This is a genomic window from Achromobacter sp. 2789STDY5608621, from assembly GCF_001299375.1.
GTDB lineage: Bacteria > Pseudomonadota > Gammaproteobacteria > Burkholderiales > Burkholderiaceae_B > Achromobacter > Achromobacter insuavis.
On the sequence record NZ_CYTU01000002.1, the window covers coordinates 138,734 to 158,621 of the forward strand.

Sequence of the window (19,888 nt, forward strand, 5' to 3'; positions counted from 1 at the left end):
ATGGAAAACACCTCGATCGAACTGCAGGGCAAGATCGCCCTGGTCACCGGCGCGACGCGCGGCATTGGCCGCGCCATCGCCCAGGAACTGGCCGCGCGCGGCGCGGTGGTCGTCGGCACCGCCACCTCCGAATCGGGCGCCGCCGCCATCACCGAGGCGCTGGCGCCGTTCGGCGGCCGCGGCGTGGTGCTGGACGTGACCAACGCCGAGGCCTGCGACGCACTCATCGACGCGCTCGGCAAGGAAGGCGGCGGTCCGCACATCCTCGTCAATAATGCCGGCATCACCCGCGATACGCTGGCAATGCGCATGAAAGACGACGATTGGTCCGCGGTCATCGACACCAACCTGGCGTCGGTCTTCCGCCTGTCGCGCGCCGTGTTGCGCAACATGATGAAGGCCCGTTGGGGACGCATCATCAACGTCACCTCCGTGGTGGGTTCCAGCGGCAATGCCGGCCAGGCCAACTACGCCGCCGCCAAGGCCGGCGTCGCCGGTATGTCGCGCGCCCTGGCGCGCGAGCTGGGCAGCCGCAACATCACCGTCAATTGCGTCGCGCCGGGCTTCATCGACACCGACATGACGCGCGCGCTGGGCGAGAACCAGACCGCCGCGCTGCTGCAGCAGATTCCGCTGGGCCGGCTGGGTTCGCCCACGGACATCGCCCATGCGGTGGCCTTTTTGTCCGGGCCGCAGGCGGGTTACATTACCGGCACCACCCTGCACGTCAACGGCGGGATGTACATGCAATAAGTCACGAAACGCGCGGGCGGCCCAGGCCGCCGCGCCGGCGCCGGACAACCGGCACGGCAACGCGCGGTTCATCCGGAAACGCCGCACACCGGTTTTCCTGCGCCCGGCGGGCGACAGATCAAAGTGCGCGGTGTTATTTTTGTCACGGCCTGGCGTTTGCAGTACTCTGCGCTTGGCTATAATTCGCGGGATTTTTCCCATTTGGAGATCTGCATGGAAAGCATCGAACAGCGCGTCAAGAAGATCGTCGCTGAACAACTTGGCGTGAACGAAGCCGAGATCAAGAACGAATCCTCCTTCCTTGACGACCTCGGTGCCGATTCGCTCGACATGGTCGAACTGGTCATGGCGCTCGAAGACGAATTCGAGACCGAGATCCCCGACGAAGAGGCCGAAAAGATCACGACCGTGCAACAAGCGATTGATTACATCAATTCGAACGGTAAGCAGTAAGCTCAGCCTATATCCTTCCGGTTGCCCCATGTCCGGGGCCAGCCGGGAACCGGGGCGGTTTCAGGAATTTGCCGTGTGGTCCACGCGCGGGAAGGGCATTGATGCCCGACCCGCTATTGCGTGTTCCGCACGCGCAGTGCATCCCGAAAGCCGCCTTTCTTTTGTCTGTTTGAGGAGTCATCCGTGAAGCGACGTGTCGTCATCACTGGCCTTGGTATCGTTTCGCCCGTTGGCAACGACCTGACCACCGCTTGGGACAATATCGTCAACGGACGTTCTGGCATCAGCCGTATCTCCCGTTTCGATCCCTCGGCCATCACCACGCACATTGCCGGCGAAGTCAAAGACTTCGACATCAGCACCTATATCTCGAGCAAAGAAGCCCGCCAGATGGATACCTTCATCCATTACGGCCTGGCCGCCGGGATGCAGGCCTGGCGCGATTGTGGCCTGGAAGTCACCGAAGCCAACGCCGAACGCATTGGCGTGATCGTCGGCTCGGGCATCGGCGGTCTGCCGCGCATCGAGGAAACCCAGGTCGAATACATGGCCAAGGGTCCGCGCCGGATCTCGCCGTTCTTCGTGCCGGGTTCGCTGATCAACCTGATCTCCGGCCACCTGTCCATCGCCTTTGGCATGAAGGGCCCCAGCTACGCCGTCGTGTCGGCCTGCACCACGGGCCTGCACAGCATTGGTGACGCTGCCCGCCTGATCGAGTACGGCGATGCCGACGTCATGCTGGCCGGTGGCGCCGAGTCGACCGTATCGCCGCTGGGCATCGGCGGCTTTGCCGCGATGCGCGCGCTGTCGACCCGCAACGATGATCCTCAGACGGCTTCGCGTCCCTGGGACCGCGACCGCGACGGCTTCGTGCTGGGCGAGGGCGCCGGCGTGCTGGTGCTGGAAGAATACGAACACGCCAAGAAGCGCGGCGCGCGCATCTATGGCGAGTTCGCCGGCTACGGCATGAGCTCCGACGCGCATCACATCACGGCTCCCGACAAGGACGGCCCGCGCCGCGGCATTCTCAACGCGCTGCGCAACGGCGGCCTGAACCTGGAAGACGTCCAGTACGTCAACGCGCACGGCACCTCGACGCCCCTGGGCGACAAGAACGAGAGCGACGCGCTGAAGCTGGCGTTCGGCGACCACGCCAAGAAGCTGGTGGTGAATTCGACCAAGTCGATGACCGGCCACCTGCTGGGCGCGGCCGGCGGCATCGAGGCGGTGTTCACGACCCTGGCGGTCTACAACCAGGTTTCGCCTCCGACCATCAACATCTTCAACCAGGATCCGGAATGCGACCTGGACTACTGCGCCAACGAGGCACGGCAGATGAAGATCGACGTCGGCCTGTCCAACTCGTTCGGCTTCGGCGGCACCAACGGCTCGATGGCCGTTCGCCGGGTCTGATTTGGAAGGCCCAGGCCAGGGGCGCTGGACGTTTCGCGTGCCCGTTCTGCGGCCGCGCGGCGTGACGGCGTTGCCCGGCCTGGGGCTGGCCGCCGCCGCGGCCAGCCTTCTCACCGCCGCCTCGTGGCACGGCACGGCCTGGACGGCCGGCGCCGCGCTGATGTCATCGGCGTTGGCGGCGGGGCTGTTACACTTGACCCGTCGCAGCCTGTCCCCGGTATCGGCCCTGCGCACGGCGGCCGGTGGCGGCCGCTGGCAGGTGCGCCTGCCGAGCGGTTGGCGGGACGCGTCGCTGGTGCAACAGCGTCGCGGACCGGCGTGGCTTTCGCTCACCCTGCAGCCCTTGCCCTCCGGGAGTATGGCCTTTAACGACCACCATGTAACTTTCACCGTCTGGCAACCGACGTTGCGACCCGACGACTGGCGGCGCCTGTGCCTGCTGGCCGGCGCGGCGCGGCAGACGCCCCGGACGGTCCGCCTGCGGGAGGCCTCATGAGCGAGCGCGAAGTCGACGCTGAGCTTGTCGCGCGCGTCCAGCGGGGCGACAAGAAGGCCTTTGACCTGCTGGTGCTCAAGTACCAGCGCAAGATCCTCCGTCTGCTGGCCCGCATGATCCGCGATCCCGCCGAGATCGAGGACGTGGCCCAGGAAGCGTTCATCAAGGCCTACCGGGCCTTGCCCCAGTTCCGGGGGGAGAGCGCGTTCTACACCTGGTTGTATCGTATCGCCATCAATACGGCCCGAAATTGGCTCGCGTCCCAGGGACGGCGGCCGAGCGCGCCCAATGCGATAGAAACGGAAGACGGTGAAACTTTTAACGAAACCGACAACCTAACCGATATAAGCACGCCGGAGTCCATGGTGGCCAGCCGCGAGATCGCCGAAACGGTGAACGCGGCCATCGAGGAATTGCCCGAGGAATTGCGCACCGCAATCGTCCTGCGTGAAATCGAAGGTATGAGTTACGAAGACATCGCCCAGAGCATGGACTGCCCCATTGGTACGGTGCGCTCCCGCATTTTCCGTGCGCGAGAAGCCATTGCGACCAAGTTGCGCCCATTGCTTGGCACCGATGCCGAGCGTCGCTGGTAAGGAGTGGCAGTCATGCAGACTACAGCAGCCAAGTCCGTCGTTTCTTCCGAAGCCGCCTGGGAGGAATCCGTTTCCGCCTGGATGGACGGGGAAGAAACCGACGATATTCTCTCCGGCCTGTTGACCCGCGAAGGGCGACAGACCTGGGATACCTATCATCTGATCGGTGATGCCCTGCGCAACACCGACCTGGCGCTGACGCCCAGCGCGAACTTCCACGCCCGCCTGTCGCGGGCGCTGGATGCCGAACTGCCGATCGTGGCCGCGCCGCGGCGCCGCTCACCGCTGCGCCTGGGCCTGTCCGGCCTGGCGGTGGCGGCCGCGGTCGCCACGGTGGCCTGGGTCGCCCAGCCGTATCTGGCGGGCGGTTCCCCCGCCACCGAGACGCGGGTGCTGGCGGACGCCAGCCTGAGCGGCAGCGCCGATACGTCGGGCCTGAGCGACTACCTGGAGGCCCATCGCCAGATGGCCGGCCCCAGCGCGGTGCGTCAGGTGTCGTTCGACGTCGGGGCGGGGCGCTGATGGCCCTGGTGCTTCCGACTCGTTGGCCGGTGCTGGGACGGGCTGCCTCCTGGCAAGCCCACCGCGCCGGCTGGTTCGCCGCTACGCTCCTGACCGCATTCCTGGCCGCGCATGACCCCGCGCGCGCCGCCGACGCCGCCCCCGCCCAGCAGGGCGATGACGTGGTGCAGCTGCTTTCGCGCATCCAGCAGGCCGCGCGCAAGCAGGACTACGCCGGCGTGTTCATGTATCAACAAGGCGAGATGATCCAGTCCTCGCGGCTGGTGCATGTCCTGGACGGCACCGGCGAGCGCGAGCGTCTCGAGATCCTGGACGGGCAGCCGCGCGAATACCTGCGGCACAACGAAGACGTGCAGTGCCTGATCCCCGAGCGCAAGACGGTCCTGATCGAGCGTCGCCGCGGCGACCGCTTTCCCGGTCTGCTGCTGGGCGATCCGGCCAACCTGACCGATCACTACAAGATCCGCACCGAGTCGGCGCTGCATCGCGTCGCCGGGCGCGAATGCCGCCTGATCACTATCGAGCCGCTGGACAAGTTGCGCTATGGCTATCGCCTCTGCGCCGACGTCGAAACCAATCTGCTGCTGAAGGCCCAGACCCTCAACGCCGCCCGCGGCGTGGTCGAGCAGGTGTCGTTCACCTCGCTGCGCCTGGGCGCCGAAGTGGATCCCAAGTCGCTGTCGTCGCGCTGGAACACGCGCGACTGGAAGGTGCTCGAGCCCTCCATGAAGCCGGTCGACCTGGGCGCCCTGGGATGGCGCATTCCGGCGCCCAAGGGGTTCACGGTGGTGATGCAGGTGGCGCGCTCGATGGGTCGCGGCGCGACGGTCAACCAGATGGTGCTGTCCGACGGCCTGGCGGCCATCTCGGTGTTCATCGAACCCTACGACAGCCAGCGCGGCCATCATCCGCCCCCTGGCGCGGCGCAGCGTGGATCGATTACCGTCTATGGCACCCGCATCGCCGATTACTGGCTGACGGCCGTGGGCGAAGTGCCCGTGGCGACGCTGGAACAATTGGCGGAAGCGACAGAATACGTACCCGTGGCGAACGCTCCGGCGGCCGGCTCCAAGTGATGAGCGGCCTCTGCGGCAAGAAGTGATTTCGGAGCAATCTATGAAAGCAATGATGGTGTCGAACCCCGGCCTGCGCCGCTTCCTGGCGGCCGCGACGGCGGGGCTCTTGATGTCGGCCGCGTTCGCGCCGGTCTCGCACGCGCAGACCCCGGCGGCCGAAACGCCCACCCCGACGGTGGCGTTGCCTGACTTCACCAGCATCATCGAAAAAGCCGACCCGGCGGTCGTCAACATCCGCACCACGGCCACCGTGCCGATCCGCGGCGTGGGCCCGGGCGGCAACGATCCGGCCGAGCTGTTCCGCTGGTTCTTCGGTCCTGACTTCCAGCCGCCGGGCCAGCAGTCGCCCAACCCGCGCCAGCGCCCGCAGCCGCAGCAGCCCGAGGAACGCACCGTGCCGCGCGGCGTGGGCTCGGGCTTCTTCATCTCCGATGACGGCTACATCATGACCAACAATCACGTGGTCAGCGATGCAACCGACATCTACGTCACCCTCACCGACGGCCGCGAATTCAAGGCCAAGGTCATCGGCACCGACGAGCGCACCGACGTGGCGCTGATCAAGATCGAAGCCAAGGACATGACGCCGCTGGTGATCGGCGACCCCAAGAAGCTGAAGAAGGGCCAGTGGGTGCTGGCGATCGGTTCGCCGTTCGGCCTGGACTCCACCGTGACCTCGGGCATCGTCAGCGCCATCGGCCGCGATACCGGCGAATACCTGCCGTTCATCCAGACGGACGTGGCGGTCAACCCGGGCAACTCGGGCGGTCCGCTGATCAACCTGGCGGGCGAGGTCGTGGGCATCAACTCCCAGATCATCTCGCGCAGCGGCGGCTTCATGGGCATCTCGCTGGCCATCCCGATCGACGAAGCGATGCGGGTGGTCGACCAGCTGCGCGCCACTGGCAAGGTCACGCGCGGCCGCGTCGGCGTGCAGATCGGCGAAGTCGGCAAGGACGTGGCCGAGGCCATCGGCCTGCCCAAGGCCGAGGGCGCGCTGGTCAGCAGCGTCGAGGCGGACGGTCCGGCCGAACAGGCGGGCGTGCAGCCGGGCGACGTGATCCTGACCTTCAACAAGGAACCGATCAAGCGCTGGTCCGATCTGCCGCGCATCGTCGGCGAAACCAAGCCGGGCACGCGCGCCGACATGGAAGTGTGGCGCAAGGGCAAGAAGATGACCCTGTCGGTCAAGGTCGGCGAGATTCCGGTCGACAAGGCGGCCCCGGGCAAGAAGGGCACGCCGCCGGCGCCGGAAGTCACCAACGCGCTGGGCCTGGGCGTGATCGACGTGCCCGCCGATGTGCAGAAGAAGCTGCGCATCAAGGGCGGCGTGCAGGTCAAGGTCGCCGAAGGCGCCGCGGCCAAGGCCGGCCTGCAGGAAGGCGACATTGTGTTGGCCCTGAACGACACCGACGTCACCGGCGCCAAGCAGTTCGCCGAGCTGGTCGGCAAGCTGGAGAAGGGCCGCGCGGTCGGCCTGCTGGTGCGCCGCGGCGAGCAGACCCAGTGGGTGGCGGTGCCCGCAAGCAAATAAGGCCCAAGACCGGCTAAAATGGCTGGTTGCCGCAAGAGGGGGCGCCTGGCGCCCCCTCGTTTTTGCCCGGCTCCCCGCCAGATGCCGCCCGCGGCCCGCCGCAAGCGAGGCCCGGCGGCGGGCGGTCCGGCCTAGCGGCCCCAACCCGTCAGCCGTGCCTACCCTGGTGGCGGCGTCTTCCGGCAGTTTGCCGAATGTTCCGTCCCTTTTAAATTCAAGCATGCAGCATATTCGCAACTTCTCCATCATTGCCCACATCGATCACGGCAAATCGACCCTGGCCGATCGCCTGATCCAGCGCTGCGGCGGATTGGCGGATCGCGAAATGTCGGCCCAGGTGCTCGACTCCATGGAGATCGAGCGTGAGCGCGGCATTACCATCAAGGCCCAGACGGCGGCCCTGCACTACAAGGCGCAGGACGGCAAGATATACAACCTGAACCTGATCGACACCCCGGGGCACGTCGACTTCTCGTACGAAGTCAGCCGCTCGCTGTCGGCCTGCGAAGGCGCGCTGCTGGTGGTCGACGCCTCGCAGGGCGTCGAGGCCCAGACCGTGGCCAACTGCTACACCGCCATCGAGCTGGGCGTGGAAGTGCTGCCGGTGCTGAACAAGATGGACTTGCCGCAGGCCGATCCGGAAGGCGCGCGCCAGGAAGTCGAGGACGTGATCGGCATCGACGCTTCGCACGCGGTGCTGGCCAGCGCCAAGACCGGCATGGGCATCGACGAGATCCTCGAGTCCATCGTCGCGCGCGTGCCGCAGCCCAAGGGTGATCCCGATGCGCCGCTGCAGGCGCTGATCATCGACTCGTGGTTCGACAACTACGTCGGCGTGGTCATGCTGGTGCGCATCGTCAATGGCGTGCTCAAGCCCAAGGACAAGATCCTGCTGATGGCCTCCGGCGCCACCCACCTGTGCGAGCAGACCGGCGTGTTCACGCCCAAGTCGCAGCAGCGTCCGCACCTGTCGGCGGGCGAGGTGGGCTTCATCATCGCCGGCATCAAGCAGCTCGAAGACGCCAAGGTCGGCGACACGGTGACGCTGGCGAACAAGCCGGCCGCCGCGCCGCTGCCCGGCTTCAAGGAAGTCAAGCCGCAGGTGTTCGCCGGCCTGTACCCGGTCGAAAGCTCGGAATACGACCAGCTGCGCGATTCGCTCGAGAAGCTCAAGCTGAACGACGCCGCGCTGATGTTCGAGCCCGAGGTGTCGCAGGCGCTGGGCTTCGGCTTCCGCTGCGGCTTCCTTGGCCTGCTGCACATGGAAATCGTGCAGGAGCGCCTGGAGCGCGAGTTCGACATGGACATCATCACCACCGCGCCGTCGGTGGTGTACGAAGTCGAGCAGCGCGATGGTTCGGTGATCACCGTCGAAAGCCCGTCGCGCATGCCCGAGATCGGCAAGATCGCCGACATTCGCGAGCCGATCGTGAAGGTCACGCTGTTCATGCCGCAGGACTACGTCGGTCCGGTGATGACGCTGTGCAACAACAAGCGCGGCGTGCAGATCAACATGAGCTATCACGGCCGCCAGGTGCACCTGGTGTACGAGATCCCGCTGGCCGAGATCGTGCTGGACTTCTTCGACAAGCTCAAGTCGGTGTCGCGCGGCTACGCCTCGATGGACTACGAGTTCCTCGAGTACCGCTCGGCCGACGTGGTGCGCGTGGACCTGCTGATCAACAACGACCGCGTCGACGCGCTGGCCGTGATCGTCCACCGCAGCAACGCCCGCCATCGCGCCCGCGACGTCGTGACGCGCATGCGCGGCCTGATTCCGCGCCAGATGTTCGACGTGGTGATCCAGGCGGCCATCGGCGCCGAAATCATCGCCCGCGAGAACGTCAAGGCGCTGCGCAAGAACGTGCTGGCCAAGTGCTACGGCGGCGACATCTCGCGCAAGAAGAAGCTGCTCGAAAAGCAGAAGGCCGGCAAGAAGCGCATGAAGCAGGTCGGTACCGTGGAAATTCCGCAGGAGGCGTTCCTGGCCATCCTGCAAGTGGAAGACAAATAGAACCAAAGAAGGCGGTTAGCTGATGAGTTGGAACTTTGCCCTGATCCTGTTTGTTCTGCTGGTGCTGACCGGCATTATCTGGGCGCTCGATCTGGCCGTATTGCGACGCGGCCGCGAGCGTCGGGCGCAAGAGGCGATGGCGCAGTACGACGCGGCGCTGGCGGACGATCCGCAGGATGCCGAACGCCAGCGGCGCGAGGCCGGCGACAAGGCCCGCCGCGTGCCGTGGTGGATCGAATACGCGGTCAGCTTCTTCCCGGTGATCCTGTTCGTGTTCGTGCTGCGTTCGTTCGTGGTGGAGCCGTTCCGCATTCCGTCGGGCTCGATGCTGCCGACGCTGCAATCCGGCGACCTGATCCTGGTGAACAAGTTCAGCTATGGCCTGCGCCTGCCGGTGATCGACAAGAAGGTCGTCGACATCGGCAAGCCGCAGCGCGGCGACGTGTTCGTGTTCCGCTATCCGGTCGATCCGGACGTCGACTACATCAAGCGCGTGGTCGGCCTGCCCGGTGACGAAATCGCCTACCTCGACAAAAAACTGTATGTGAACGGTCAATTGGTGCCGCATGAGCGCGCCGGCGACTATTTCGAACCCGACCGTGTCTCGTATATCGCACAATATAAAGAGAAGTTGGGCGAAGTTAGCCACAATATCCTGCTGGATGAGGGCCGACCGCAGGAATATCGCCCGCAATACCAATTTCCCAACCTCGGGAACTGCCAATATTCCCGCGATGGGGTACGCTGCAAAGTACCCGAGGGGCAATACTTCGCCATGGGCGATAATCGGGATAACAGCGCCGACAGCCGATACTGGGGTTTCGTGCCGGAATCCAATATCGTCGGGAAGGCCTTCTTCATCTGGATGAATTTCAGCGATCTCAGCCGCATCGGCCGGTTCAACTGATTATGTCGCTAGCCACGCTAGAAAACCGGCTGGATCACCACTTTGGTGACCCAGCATTGCTTGAACAGGCGTTGACCCATCGCAGCCATGGTGCGCGCCACAACGAGCGCCTGGAATTCCTCGGGGATTCCGTGCTCAACTTCGTCGTCGCGGCGATGCTGTTCGAGCGTTACGCGAAAATCGACGAGGGCGACCTGTCGCGCCTGCGCGCCAACCTGGTCAAGCAGGCCTCGCTGGCGGATATCGCCCAGCGCCTGGAACTGTCCCAATACCTGCGCCTGGGCGAAGGCGAATTGAAGAGCGGCGGTTTCCGCCGTCCGTCGATTCTGGCCGACACGGTCGAAGCCCTGTTCGGCGCGGTGTTCCTGGACGCCGGCTTCGATGCCGCCCGTCGCGTGATCGTGCGCCAGTACCAGCCGGTGCTGGCCTCGGTCGATCCCAAGACCCTGGGCAAGGACGCCAAGACCTTGCTGCAGGAATTCCTGCAAGGCCGCAAGCTGGCCTTGCCCGTGTACACCGTGGTGGCCACGCACGGCGCCGCCCACAGCCAGCAGTTCGAGGTCGAATGCGCCATTCCGGCGCTGGAGATCAAGGTGAACGCGCCCGGCGCCAGCCGCCGCGCGGCCGAGCAGTCGGCCGCCAAGCTGGCGCTGGAGGCGGCGCAGGCCATCAGCCCGGCGTCCAAGGCCGCCCGCAAGTCGGGCAAGGCGCGCAAGACCGCGCAGTTGTCGCTGCCCGTGGCAGTGTCCCAAGAGACTAAATGAGCGATACCCCTTTCCGTACCGGTTTCGTGGCCATCGTCGGCCGCCCCAATGTGGGCAAGTCCACGCTGACGAACGCGCTGATCGGTTCCAAGATCTCCATCGTGTCGCGCAAGGCGCAGACCACGCGCCACCGCATCCACGGGGTGCTGACGCGCGACCACGAACAGTTCGTGTTCGTCGATACGCCGGGCTTCCAGACGCGCCACGGCGGCGCCATGAACCGCATGATGAACCGCGTCGTGACGCAGGCGCTGGCCGACGTCGACGTGGTGGTCCACGTGGTCGAGGCCGGCAAGTGGTCGGAGGGCGACGCCAAGCTGCTGCCGCTGCTGCCGGCGCCGGAACGCACCATCCTGGTCGTCAGCAAGATCGACGCGCTGAAGAACCGCGACGAGCTGTTCGCCTTCGTCTCGAAGATCATGGCGCTGCATCCGTTCGGCGCCGTGGTGCCGGTCAGCGCCACCAAGAATCAGCAGCTCGACCAGCTGCTGCAGGAAATCGCGGCGCGGCTGCCGGAAGGCGAGCCGATGTTCGAGGAAGACACCCTGACCGACCGGCCGATGCGCTTCATCGCCGCCGAGCTGGTGCGCGAGAAGATCTTCCGCCTGGTGGGCGACGAGCTGCCCTACGGCTGTACGGTCGTGATCGAGCAATGGGAAGAGACCGACAAGGGCGCGCGCATCGCCGCCTGCGTGGTGGTGGAGCGCGACAGCCACAAGCCCATCCTGCTGGGCACCGGCGGCATGCACATGAAGCGCATCGCCTCCGAGGCGCGGCAGGACATCGCCAAGCTGCTGGACAAGCCGGTGCACCTGGAGATCTACATCAAGGTGCGCAAGGGCTGGTCCGACCGCGAGAGTGCGCTGCGCGACCTGGGCTATGAGTAAACGGGCGCCTCGCGTCCAGGATCGCCCGGGATACATGCTCCACGCCACGGCGTGGCGCGAGACATCCCTCATCGTTCAGACTTTCTCGCGCGACCACGGCTGTGTCGCCATGGTCGCCAAGGGCGCCAAGCGCCCGTATTCCGTGCTGCGTCCGGTGCTGTCGGCGTTCCAGCCGCTGCTGCTGTCCTGGACCGGCAACGGCGAGGTCAAGACCCTGACCCGCGCCGAGATCATGGGCGTGCGCGCCCTGAGCGGCACCGCGCTGATGTCGGCGTGGTACATGAATGAACTGCTGCTGCGGCTGCTGCCGCGCGAAGACGCCCATCCGCTGCTGTTCGACGCCTACGACATGGCGCTGCAGCAGCTGTCGGGCGGCACGCGCGCGGCCGGCGCCTTGCGCCGCTTCGAATGGACGCTGTTGCGCGAAACCGGCTACGGCGTCGATGAGGCCGAACCCGATTTCGACGACCCCGTCATCGAGCCGGCGCTGCGCCGCGACCTGCGCGAACGCCTGGCCGAGAACCTGGCGGGCCGGCCCCTGGCCACGCGCCGGGTGCTGATGGACCTGCAGCGCATCTGAACCCGCGGCGCGTCCGGCCATGACCTTCACGCTCAAACAGGTCGAGACCTTCCGCACCGTCTATGAAACGGAAAGCGTGACCGCCGCGGCGCGGCGGCTCGATGTGTCGCCCGCCACCGTCAGCGCCACGCTGGCCGCGCTCGAGGCCAGCATCGAACTGCGGCTGTTCGAGCGGGTGCGCCAGCGCATGCAGCGCACGCCCGAAGCCACGCTGCTGTACGAGGAAATCCGCCGCCTGAACGTCGGCCTGGAAAGCCTGGGCCGCAAGATCCGCGCGATCCGCGGCGCGGCCCAGCCGCGCCTGCGCATCGGCTGCATCCATGCCTACAGCGGGGCGATCGTCAGCGATACGATCGCGCGCTTTCGCGAGCGCTATCCGGACACGCCCCTGTATCTGCAAATCCGGGATTCGAACACGCTGCGCGACATGGTGGTGTCGGGTGAGCTCGATCTGGCTGCCGTGGCCGATGAGTCGGAGCTGGAGGGCCTGCGCGGCCACCGCCTGGCCAGCCTGCGGGCCGTGACGGTATTTCCCGATGGCCATCCGCTGGCGCGCCTGGAGCAGGTCGGCCTGGCGCAATTGGCCGAGGTGGACGTGATCGCCCTGAATGCCGAGGATGCCTCGCGCCAGCGGCTGGACGCGCTGGTGCTGCAGGCCGGCCTCAGCCTGCGCGTCGCGATCGAGACGCCGTACTCGAGCACGGTGTGCCAGCTTGCGCTGGCCGGCCATGGCGTCGGCATCGCCAACCCCGCCACCGCGGTGGGGCTGGAAGCCGCGGGCTTGTGCCACCGGCCGCTGGCGGCGCCGGTGCATTTCGAATGCCACATGATCCTGCATGGCAGCCGGCCGTTGTCGGAGGCCGGCAAGTACTGGGCGACCTGTCTGCGCGCGGCGCTGGCGCCGCTGGTGGAGCGCTACGGCGTCAAGCGCGGCTGACGGGCGCGGGTGTCGCGCAGTCGTTGCCGCCGCCTAGCCGCGGCGGCCGTCCGCCGTCAGGATCAGCACCACCGACGATTCCGCATCCAGCTGGCCGGCGCGGCGCAAGCGCGTGACCGCCGCCAGCGCCGCGGCCGATGACAGCTCCGTGGCCAGTCCAAGGCGCTCCAGCCGCTGCTGCGCCTGGGCGGCGGCGGCATCGGAGACCTCGACCGGCGAGCCGCCCGAGCGCGCCAGGGCCTCCAGCGATTGCAGCGTGACCGTGCCGCCGGCGATCGAGTATTGGTCGGTGGCGCCTTCCCACAGGCCGCGCGCATCGCCCGCGGCGCGCGCCCGCGACAGGCGGGCGTACGGCTCGACCGCGTGCAGCCGCGGCAGGCGCGGGATGCGGCCGGCGCGCAGCAGTTGCTGCCAGCCCAGCAGGATGCCCCACAGCAGGTCGCCGCGCGCGGTCGGCACGACGATATCGGTGGGCAGGCCGCAGTGGTCGAACAATTCCCGCGCGATCGGCTTGTAGCCTTCGACGCCGTAGGCATGCGTGCCGACCGGCGGATTGAGGTAGTTGGTGCCGGCGAAGGCGCCCTGGTTGCGGCACAGATCGGCGACATGGGGCCAGCGGCCCAGGCTGTCGTCGAACGCGGTCAGGCGGGCGCCGAAGCGTTGCATGGCGTCGCGCTGCAACGGCGGACAGTTGCGGGTGATGGCGATGTCGGCCTGCAGGCCGGCGGCGGCGCAATAGGCCGCCAGCGAGACGCCGGCGTTGCCGCTGGAGGCCGCGGCCACGCGCGTGGCGCCGGCCAGCCGGGCGCGCGACACCAGTTGCGCGGCCATGCGGTCCTTGTGGCTGCCGGTGGGGTTGGCGCTTTCGCATTTGAGCCAGAGCCGGCCCACGCCCTCGGCCTGCGCCAGCGCGGGCGCGTCCAGGCAGGGCGTGGCGCCTTCGCCGAGCGTCACGGGGTCAAGCACCGGCAGGTCGATCGCGTCGGCGGCGCCCGCGTCGTACTGGCATTCCAGCGTCGCGGGATGGCCGGCCTCCAGGCAATGCGGGCAGCCTTCCGGGTAGTCGGCGGGCGGCAGGCGGCTGTCGCAGCGGATGCAGCGCAGGCCGGACAAGCGGGGGTTCATCTGCATGGGTCAGTACAACGAGGCAAGGGAGTCCAGGGGAAGGGCGGGCGCGACCTGCAGCAGGCAGTCGCCGTCGTCGCTGCGGGCGATGGCGCGCAGGCAGACGACGGTGCCGGCCTGCGGGCTGGCGAGGGCGCGCGCCGGCAGGTCGGGGCGGGCGGGTTCGATGAGTTGGCCGATGGTCTGGCCGGCGGTCACGGTCTGGCCCAGATCGACGGCGGGGATGAACACGCCCGGTTCGCGGCCGCGCAGGGTCGCGGCCGGCGCGTCCAGGTCGTGCAGCGTCGGGGCCGGCTGGCGCGGCGCGGCGGCGGCCAGCAGGCCCAGTTCGGCCAGGCAGCCGAGCAGGCCGTCGCGGCAGCGTTCCACCAGCGCGCACGAGGTCTCGCCGCCGCCACCGATTTCCGCGCTCAGGCGCAGCACGCCCAGGCGGCTGGCGGCGGCCGGCATCGAACCGGATTCGCCGCCGCGGAAGAACACGCAATGCGGCATGCCGAAGGCGCGGGCCAGGGCCGGCAGCCGTGCATCATAGGCGTCGTCGCCATAGCGGGTGATGACCGAGGACGGCAGGTAGCGCAGCGACGCGCCGCCGCTGTGGACGTCCACCAGCGCCTGGATGCGCGGCAGCAGCCGGGCCTCCAGGGCGGCGGCCACGCTTTCGGTATAGCCGCGGGCCGGCGCGCCGAGGAAGGCGCGGTTCAGGTTGCCGGCGTCGGAGGGCGACAGGCGCGTGCCGGCCAGCGAGGCCTCAGCGTTGGCGGCGGGCAGCAGGTAGACCGTGCCGCGCTGCAGGACGCCCGGCAACAGCTGCCAGAGCTGCAGGATGGCCGCCTGGCCTTCCCATTCGTCGCCATGCACGCCGGCCATCAGCGCCACGGCCGGCCCGGGGCCGGCCTCGATCTTCAATACCGGGATGGTGACGCGCCGGTAGGCCGAGGCGTTGGTCGCCGCGGCGCAGGTGAAGTCTTCGCGGCTCACCTTGATCATGGCGTGCCTTCCGGTTGCGGGCGATGGGGCGTCAATCCAGCGTGGTGCCGGCGGCCTTGATGAGGTGTTCCCATTTGGGCAGTTCCTTCTGAATCTGGGTCTTGACGTCGGCGGGCGTGCCGCCGAGCGGCTCCTGGGAGCGGCTGCGCAGTTCGCGGGCGACGGGCTCCGCGCGCAGCGCGGCATTCATCGCGGCGTTCAGTCGCGCGATGACGGCGGGCGGCGTGCCGGCCGGCGCCACCAATGCGCTCCAGGCCGATTGTTCGTAGTCGGGGTAGCCTTGCTCGGCCACCGTCGGCACGTCGGGGTTGGAGGCCGCGCGGGCCTTGGTGGTGACCGCCAGCGCACGCAGGCGGCCATCCTTCAGGTTGCCGATCAGGGGCGGCAGGTTCTCCATCATCGAATCGACGTGGCCGCCCAGCAGGTCGGCCAGTTGCGCGGCCGTGGCTTTGTAGGGAATCTGCCGCACCGCCGCGCCGGTCTGGGCGATGAACAGCTTGACGCCGACTTCGCTGGTGGTGCCGGGATCGGCCGACGTCATGGTCAGGCGGTCGGGCTGGGCGCGGCTGGCGTCGATGAAGCTCTTGAGATCGCGATACGGCGAGGCGGCGTTGACGACGATGACGTTGGGCGTTTCGGCCACCAGCCCGATCGGCGTGATGTCGCGGTCCAGGTCATAGAGCTGCTGCTTGAAGAGGTAGCGATGCAGCACCAGCGTGCCGACGTGGGCATAGCCGATGGTGTAGCCGTCGGCCGCGGCGCGCACCAGCGCCTGGGTGCCGATGCGGCCGCCGGCGCCGACGCGGTTTTCGATCACCACCGGCTGGCCCAGCACGCGGCTCATTTCCTGGCCGACGAGACGGGCGGTGATGTCGGCGTTGCCGCCGGCGGCGGCCGGCACGATCATCGTGATCGGCCGTTCCGGGTATTCGGCCAGCGCGGGCTGCGCGGTCAGGCAAAGCAACAGGGCGGCAAGGCTGGCGGCGCGTTTCATGACGGTTCCCGGAACGTTGAGGGCTGCGCTATTGTGCGGCGGCCGCGCCGGGAATCCGTTTGGCTTTCTAAGATGGTTGTTCGGTGAAATCTAAGGTTGGGACGGCGGCTGCCGGTCGGCCTTGCGTCCCAGGCCGTAGCCGAGCGCCGCTGCGGCCAGCGCGCACAGCGCGCCCAGCAGGGCGATCAGCGCCACGCCGTGGCCCAGCGCATCGACCCCGGCCTTGACCCAGCCGCTGGCCGCGTCGCCGGCGCGATAGACCACCGTGTCGATGACGTTCTTGGTCTTGTACTTGTCTTCGGCCGGGACCGCGGTGAACAGCATCTCGCGTCCCGGCTTGACCAGGGCGTACTCGCCGGCGCGCCGCAGGATCATGGCCACGGCCAGCACCGCGAACACCGGGTAGGCCGCCAGCGCCAGGAACGCCAGCGCCATCGCCAGCGGCACCGCCGCCATCAGGAAGCGCACGCCCAGCCAGGCGGCGACGCGGCCGGTGAGGAACAGCTGCGACAGCAACGCCAGGGCCTGCACGATGAAGTCCAGCGTGGCGAAGACGCGGATGCGCTGCGCCCTGTCCGGGAAGGTCTCGGCCACCAGCCGCGCCTGCTCCATGTACAGGAAGGTGCTGAGCGTGGCCAGCAGCAGCACCAGCACGGCGATGCCCAGCAGGTAGGGCGACTGGAACACCCGTGACAGTCCCGCCAGCATGGCGCCCGGGATCGGGCGCACCAGTTCGGCGGTCTCGGCCTCGGGGCGGGTCGCGGCGCGCCAGCGCAGCAGCCAGCGCTTGAGCGGCAGCGTCGCCGTCAGCAGCAGCGCCGACAACAGCAGCAGGCCCGCCGCGCCGAGCGTGCCCGCCAGCAGGCCGCCCAGCAGGGGACCGCACAGTCCCCCGGCGCTGGCGCCGGCGGCGATGAAGGCGAACAGGCGCTTGGCCGACTCCATGCGGAAGACGTCGGCCATCAGGCTCCAGCCGAGCGAGACCACGAACAGGTTGAAGACCGACAGCCACACGTAGAAGCTGCGCGCGGCCCAGACGCCATCGGGTTGCCAGTGGAACAGCGCCGCGTAGCCGGCCATGGTGATGGCGAACACCGCGTAGGCCCAGGTCACCAGCGTGGCGCGCGGCACCCGGGCCGACAGCCAGCCGAACAGCGGCACCACCGCCAGCATGGCCAGGAAGGTGGCCGTGAACAGCCATTGCAGCTGGTCGACGCCGGCCTGGATGCCCAGGGTCTCACGGATCGGCCGCAGCATGAAATAGCCGCAGAACAGGAAAAAGAAGAAGGCGAAGCCGCAGGCGCCCGCCGCCACCTCGCCGGGCTGGATCCCCAGCGCTTGCGCCGCCCGCTGGCGCCAGGAGCCGGCGGCGCGCATGGCGTCAGCCCAGCAGGGCCGCGATGCGTTCGCGCAGCGCCGCGTCCGGTTGCGGCCCGAAGCCGGCCCGCGCGTTGTCCGCCATGTTGGCCGGCTTGGAGGTGGCGGGGATGACGGCGGTCACGGCCGGATGGCCGATGATGAATTTCAGGAACAGCTGCGCCCACGAGGTGCAGCCGATTTCACCGGCCAGGTCCGGCAGCGGCCGGTCCCGGACCTGGCGGAACAGCGCGCCGTCCTGGAACGGGCGGTTGATCAGCACCGCGACGCCATTGGCCTGGCAGGCCGGCAGCAGGCGCTTTTCGGCATTGCGCGCGCCTACCGACAGATTGATCTGCAGGAAGTCGGGCTTTTCCTTTTCGACCAGCTCGGTCAGTTCGTCATGGGCGGCGTCGGTGTAGTGCGTGATGCCGAGGTAGCGCGTCACGCCCTGCTGCTTGAGTTCGCGCAGCAGCGCCAGCTGGTTGCGGGTGTCGATCAGGTTGTGGACCTGGATCAGATCGAGCTTCTGCGTGCGCAGCGCGCGCAGCGAGTTCTCGATCTGGCGCCGGGCCGCGTCGTGGCCCTGGGTGTTGATCTTGGTGGCCAGGAACACCAGCGGACGCCGGTCCGGCTCGCGCGCCAGCAGCGCGCCGGTGACGGCCTCGGCCTGTCCGTAGCTGGGGGCGGTGTCGATGAGCGAGCCGCGCGCCTCCAGCAGGGCGTCCACGACCTGCGCCAGCGGCGCCATGGCGGCCGCGTCCGAGGGCGACACATTGAAGGTGTCGGCGGTGCCCAGGCCGATCACCGGCAGCATGTCGCCGGTGGACCCGATCGGGCGGGCCAGCATCGGCTGCCGGGGGCTCAGGGCGCTTGCCGTCCACGACTGGGCCAGCAGCGGCGCGCAGGCGGCGGCCTGCAGGAATCGACGGCGATCAGGCATGGCTCGCTCCAATGAAAAAGGGCCTGCATTGTTCATGCAGGCCCTTGCGACTGTCACGGCAGCGCGTTTACTCGCGGTTGCCGCCGAAGATGCCCAGCAGCATCAGCAGGTTCGAGAAGACGTTGTAGACGTCCAGGTAGATGGCCAGCGTGGCGGACACGTAGTTGGTCTCGCCGCCGTTCACGACGCGCTGCAGGTCGACCAGCATGAACGCCGAGAAGATCACGATGGCCAGCACCGAGATGGTCAGCATCAGCGCGGGCAGCTGCAGGAAGATGTTGGCCAGGGCCGCCACCAGGATCACGACCGCGCCGATGAACAGGAATTTCTGCAGGCCGGACAGGTCGCGCTTGATGGTGGTGGCCAGCGTGGCCATGGTGCCGAACACGATCGCCGTGCCGCCGAAGGCCGTCATGACCAGTTGCGAGCCGTTGCTGAAGCCCATCACGAAGCCGAGCAGGCGCGACAGCATCACGCCCATGAAGAACGTGAAGGCGAGCAGCAGGACCACGCCCAGCGAGTTGTTCTTGTTCTTCTCGATAGCGAACATCATGCCGAAGGCGCCCACCAGGAACACGATGGCGGACAGGCCCGGGCTGGCGCCCATGACGCGGTTGATGCCGGTGTACAGGCCGACGGCCGCGCCCAGCACGGTCGGGATCAGCGAGAGCGCCAGGAGCCAATAGGTGTTGCGCAGGACTTTGTTGCGCACGACCTCGCCCGGCGCGCCGGCGAGGGTGCCGGAACGGTTAAAGGGGGACGGACGATATTCGTTCATGGAGGACTCCTGTGTACGGCAGAAATTGATTTGCCTAGAAGGCTTAGATGCCAAGGATACCTTACAGTTCCCTGAAGAATCCAGTTTTCGGAAGAATTAGCGCGCAGGGTGGGCAGGCATGACCCCATTATGGGGATGGTCATGCCGATTTCAACCGGGCCTGACGTCCTGCATCACCCGCGCCACGATACGCGGCAGTTCCTCGTCCATGCGGGCCTGGATCTGTTCGATGGCGTCGGCCAGGGCCTGGCGCATGACCTGTTCGACTTCCGCCTGCAGGCGGGCGGCCAGCACCGAGGCCTCTGGCGATGCCGCGGCCGGGGCGGCGGGCGCGACCAGCGCGGCGGGGGGCGGCAGGGCGGGCGTATCGGCCGCTTCAGCCGAACGCGACGCGTCGGCGCCGTCCTGGGCGACATCCGTCAGCAACGGGAAGGCATCGTCATCCCGGGCGACGTCGGTCAGCAGCGGGAGGGCATCGTCATCCCGGGCGACGTCGGTCAGCAGCGGGAAGGCGTCGTCATCCCGGGCGACATCCGTCAGCAACGGAAAGGCGTCGTCATGCCGGGCCACGTCGGTCAGCAGCGGGAAGGCGTCGCCGTCATGGGCGGATGCGCGCTCGGGCGCCACCTCGGTCAGCAGCGGGGCGTCCGGCGGCGGCGTGGACGGCGACAGGGTGGGTTCGGCCCGCTGGGTCAGGGTGGGGATGCCGGGGTCGGAGGGGCGGTGGGGCATGGGGGCTCCCGAGGGTCGAGATGGCGCCGCCTGGGGCGGCG

The 19,888-nt window shown here is 67.9% G+C and carries 21 protein-coding genes; 14 read left to right on the forward strand and 7 right to left on the reverse strand.

Annotated elements, in window-relative coordinates; all coding sequences use genetic code 11:
• The 14 genes from fabG (at window position 1) to AOZ53_RS03160 (ending at window position 12,932) form a co-directional block, all read left to right on the forward strand.
• A complete protein-coding gene (gene fabG / locus AOZ53_RS03095) occupies window positions 1-753 on the forward strand; it encodes a 3-oxoacyl-ACP reductase FabG (protein ID WP_006393479.1) in 753 nt (250 codons plus the stop codon).
• 213 nt (window positions 754-966) lie between these two features.
• Window positions 967-1,206, forward strand: coding sequence for an acyl carrier protein (acpP, locus tag AOZ53_RS03100; RefSeq protein WP_005012191.1), 240 nt, complete (start codon window positions 967-969; stop codon window positions 1,204-1,206).
• 183 nt (window positions 1,207-1,389) lie between these two features.
• On the forward strand, window positions 1,390-2,619 hold the full coding sequence (fabF, locus tag AOZ53_RS03105) for a beta-ketoacyl-ACP synthase II (RefSeq protein ID WP_054429591.1): 1,230 nt from the start codon (window positions 1,390-1,392) through the stop codon (window positions 2,617-2,619).
• A gap of 37 nt (window positions 2,620-2,656) precedes the next feature.
• A complete protein-coding gene (locus tag AOZ53_RS03110) occupies window positions 2,657-3,115 on the forward strand; it encodes a hypothetical protein (protein ID WP_082380378.1) in 459 nt (152 codons plus the stop codon).
• Window positions 3,112-3,711, forward strand: coding sequence for an RNA polymerase sigma factor RpoE (rpoE, locus tag AOZ53_RS03115; RefSeq protein ID WP_006389292.1), 600 nt, complete (start codon window positions 3,112-3,114; stop codon window positions 3,709-3,711). The genes AOZ53_RS03110 and rpoE overlap by 4 nt, the downstream gene beginning before the upstream one ends.
• A 12-nt stretch (window positions 3,712-3,723) precedes the next feature.
• Window positions 3,724-4,233, forward strand: coding sequence for a sigma-E factor negative regulatory protein (locus AOZ53_RS03120; protein WP_054429589.1), 510 nt, complete (start codon window positions 3,724-3,726; stop codon window positions 4,231-4,233).
• On the forward strand, window positions 4,233-5,309 hold the full coding sequence (locus AOZ53_RS03125) for a MucB/RseB C-terminal domain-containing protein (protein WP_054429588.1): 1,077 nt from the start codon (window positions 4,233-4,235) through the stop codon (window positions 5,307-5,309). Before AOZ53_RS03120 ends, AOZ53_RS03125 begins: the two co-directional genes overlap by 1 nt.
• 109 nt (window positions 5,310-5,418) lie before the next feature.
• Window positions 5,419-6,843 carry a DegQ family serine endoprotease gene (locus tag AOZ53_RS03130; RefSeq protein WP_369815784.1) on the forward strand — a complete coding sequence of 475 codons (1,425 nt, stop codon included), beginning with the start codon at window positions 5,419-5,421 and terminating at the stop codon, window positions 6,841-6,843.
• Window positions 6,844-7,063: 220 nt separating this feature from the next.
• On the forward strand, window positions 7,064-8,857 hold the full coding sequence (lepA, locus tag AOZ53_RS03135; RefSeq protein ID WP_054429586.1) for a translation elongation factor 4: 1,794 nt from the start codon (window positions 7,064-7,066) through the stop codon (window positions 8,855-8,857).
• A 22-nt stretch (window positions 8,858-8,879) separates the two neighbouring features.
• Window positions 8,880-9,764, forward strand: coding sequence for a signal peptidase I (gene lepB, locus AOZ53_RS03140; protein ID WP_054429585.1), 885 nt, complete (start codon window positions 8,880-8,882; stop codon window positions 9,762-9,764).
• A 2-nt stretch (window positions 9,765-9,766) separates the two neighbouring features.
• The gene (rnc, locus tag AOZ53_RS03145; RefSeq protein ID WP_049072173.1) at window positions 9,767-10,528 is read left to right on the forward strand and encodes a ribonuclease III; all 762 of its coding nucleotides are present in this window, start codon (window positions 9,767-9,769) and stop codon (window positions 10,526-10,528) included.
• Window positions 10,525-11,415 carry a GTPase Era gene (era, locus tag AOZ53_RS03150; RefSeq protein WP_006393488.1) on the forward strand — a complete coding sequence of 297 codons (891 nt, stop codon included), beginning with the start codon at window positions 10,525-10,527 and terminating at the stop codon, window positions 11,413-11,415. Before rnc ends, era begins: the two co-directional genes overlap by 4 nt.
• Window positions 11,408-11,995, forward strand: a complete 588-nt coding sequence (recO, locus tag AOZ53_RS03155; RefSeq protein ID WP_025137141.1) for a DNA repair protein RecO — start codon at window positions 11,408-11,410, stop codon at window positions 11,993-11,995. Before era ends, recO begins: the two co-directional genes overlap by 8 nt.
• A 19-nt stretch (window positions 11,996-12,014) precedes the next feature.
• Window positions 12,015-12,932: a LysR substrate-binding domain-containing protein gene (locus tag AOZ53_RS03160; RefSeq protein WP_054429584.1), complete on the forward strand. Its 918-nt coding sequence runs from the start codon at window positions 12,015-12,017 to the stop codon at window positions 12,930-12,932.
• Window positions 12,933-12,965: 33 nt separating this feature from the next.
• On the opposite strand, the gene AOZ53_RS03165 is transcribed toward AOZ53_RS03160, so the two are convergent.
• From AOZ53_RS03165 to AOZ53_RS03195, 7 genes are all read right to left on the reverse strand, one after another.
• Window positions 12,966-14,063 (reverse strand): pyridoxal-phosphate dependent enzyme, encoded by a 1,098-nt coding sequence (locus tag AOZ53_RS03165; RefSeq protein ID WP_054429583.1) that lies wholly within the window; start codon window positions 14,061-14,063, stop codon window positions 12,966-12,968.
• A 3-nt stretch (window positions 14,064-14,066) separates the two neighbouring features.
• Window positions 14,067-15,044 (reverse strand): M14 family metallopeptidase, encoded by a 978-nt coding sequence (locus tag AOZ53_RS03170; protein ID WP_054486820.1) that lies wholly within the window; start codon window positions 15,042-15,044, stop codon window positions 14,067-14,069.
• 31 nt (window positions 15,045-15,075) lie between these two features.
• Complete coding sequence (locus tag AOZ53_RS03175) at window positions 15,076-16,038, reverse strand: Bug family tripartite tricarboxylate transporter substrate binding protein (RefSeq protein WP_054429581.1); 963 nt, start codon at window positions 16,036-16,038, stop codon at window positions 15,076-15,078.
• A gap of 90 nt (window positions 16,039-16,128) precedes the next feature.
• Window positions 16,129-17,415 carry an NTP/NDP exchange transporter gene (locus AOZ53_RS03180; RefSeq protein WP_054486822.1) on the reverse strand — a complete coding sequence of 429 codons (1,287 nt, stop codon included), beginning with the start codon at window positions 17,413-17,415 and terminating at the stop codon, window positions 16,129-16,131.
• A 4-nt stretch (window positions 17,416-17,419) separates the two neighbouring features.
• Window positions 17,420-18,337, reverse strand: coding sequence for an aldo/keto reductase (locus tag AOZ53_RS03185; protein WP_054429579.1), 918 nt, complete (start codon window positions 18,335-18,337; stop codon window positions 17,420-17,422).
• 67 nt (window positions 18,338-18,404) lie between these two features.
• The gene (locus tag AOZ53_RS03190) at window positions 18,405-19,115 is read right to left on the reverse strand and encodes a Bax inhibitor-1/YccA family protein (RefSeq protein WP_006393496.1); all 711 of its coding nucleotides are present in this window, start codon (window positions 19,113-19,115) and stop codon (window positions 18,405-18,407) included.
• Window positions 19,116-19,265: 150 nt separating this feature from the next.
• On the reverse strand, window positions 19,266-19,847 hold the full coding sequence (locus tag AOZ53_RS03195; RefSeq protein WP_054486824.1) for a hypothetical protein: 582 nt from the start codon (window positions 19,845-19,847) through the stop codon (window positions 19,266-19,268).
• Window positions 19,848-19,888: the final 41 nt, after the last annotated feature.

Bases quoted from the DNA above. Each gene is read 5' to 3' on its own strand.
- rpoE (WP_006389292.1), top strand. From the start codon at position 3,112: ATGAGCGAGCGCGAAGTCGACGCTGAGCTTGTCGCGCGCGTCCAGCGG.
- AOZ53_RS03175 (WP_054429581.1), bottom strand. From the start codon at position 16,038: ATGAAACGCGCCGCCAGCCTTGCCGCCCTGTTGCTTTGCCTGACCGCG.
- AOZ53_RS03130 (WP_369815784.1), top strand. From the start codon at position 5,419: ATGTCGGCCGCGTTCGCGCCGGTCTCGCACGCGCAGACCCCGGCGGCC.
- AOZ53_RS03180 (WP_054486822.1), bottom strand. From the start codon at position 17,415: ATGCGCGCCGCCGGCTCCTGGCGCCAGCGGGCGGCGCAAGCGCTGGGG.
- AOZ53_RS03160 (WP_054429584.1), top strand. From the start codon at position 12,015: ATGACCTTCACGCTCAAACAGGTCGAGACCTTCCGCACCGTCTATGAA.
- AOZ53_RS03185 (WP_054429579.1), bottom strand. From the start codon at position 18,337: ATGCCTGATCGCCGTCGATTCCTGCAGGCCGCCGCCTGCGCGCCGCTG.
- AOZ53_RS03125 (WP_054429588.1), top strand. From the start codon at position 4,233: ATGGCCCTGGTGCTTCCGACTCGTTGGCCGGTGCTGGGACGGGCTGCC.
- fabG (WP_006393479.1), top strand. From the start codon at position 1: ATGGAAAACACCTCGATCGAACTGCAGGGCAAGATCGCCCTGGTCACC.
- lepB (WP_054429585.1), top strand. From the start codon at position 8,880: ATGAGTTGGAACTTTGCCCTGATCCTGTTTGTTCTGCTGGTGCTGACC.
- recO (WP_025137141.1), top strand. From the start codon at position 11,408: ATGAGTAAACGGGCGCCTCGCGTCCAGGATCGCCCGGGATACATGCTC.
- acpP (WP_005012191.1), top strand. From the start codon at position 967: ATGGAAAGCATCGAACAGCGCGTCAAGAAGATCGTCGCTGAACAACTT.
- AOZ53_RS03165 (WP_054429583.1), bottom strand. From the start codon at position 14,063: ATGCAGATGAACCCCCGCTTGTCCGGCCTGCGCTGCATCCGCTGCGAC.
- AOZ53_RS03120 (WP_054429589.1), top strand. From the start codon at position 3,724: ATGCAGACTACAGCAGCCAAGTCCGTCGTTTCTTCCGAAGCCGCCTGG.
- AOZ53_RS03195 (WP_054486824.1), bottom strand. From the start codon at position 19,847: ATGCCCCACCGCCCCTCCGACCCCGGCATCCCCACCCTGACCCAGCGG.
- lepA (WP_054429586.1), top strand. From the start codon at position 7,064: ATGCAGCATATTCGCAACTTCTCCATCATTGCCCACATCGATCACGGC.
- AOZ53_RS03170 (WP_054486820.1), bottom strand. From the start codon at position 15,044: ATGATCAAGGTGAGCCGCGAAGACTTCACCTGCGCCGCGGCGACCAAC.
- AOZ53_RS03190 (WP_006393496.1), bottom strand. From the start codon at position 19,115: ATGAACGAATATCGTCCGTCCCCCTTTAACCGTTCCGGCACCCTCGCC.
- rnc (WP_049072173.1), top strand. From the start codon at position 9,767: ATGTCGCTAGCCACGCTAGAAAACCGGCTGGATCACCACTTTGGTGAC.
- era (WP_006393488.1), top strand. From the start codon at position 10,525: ATGAGCGATACCCCTTTCCGTACCGGTTTCGTGGCCATCGTCGGCCGC.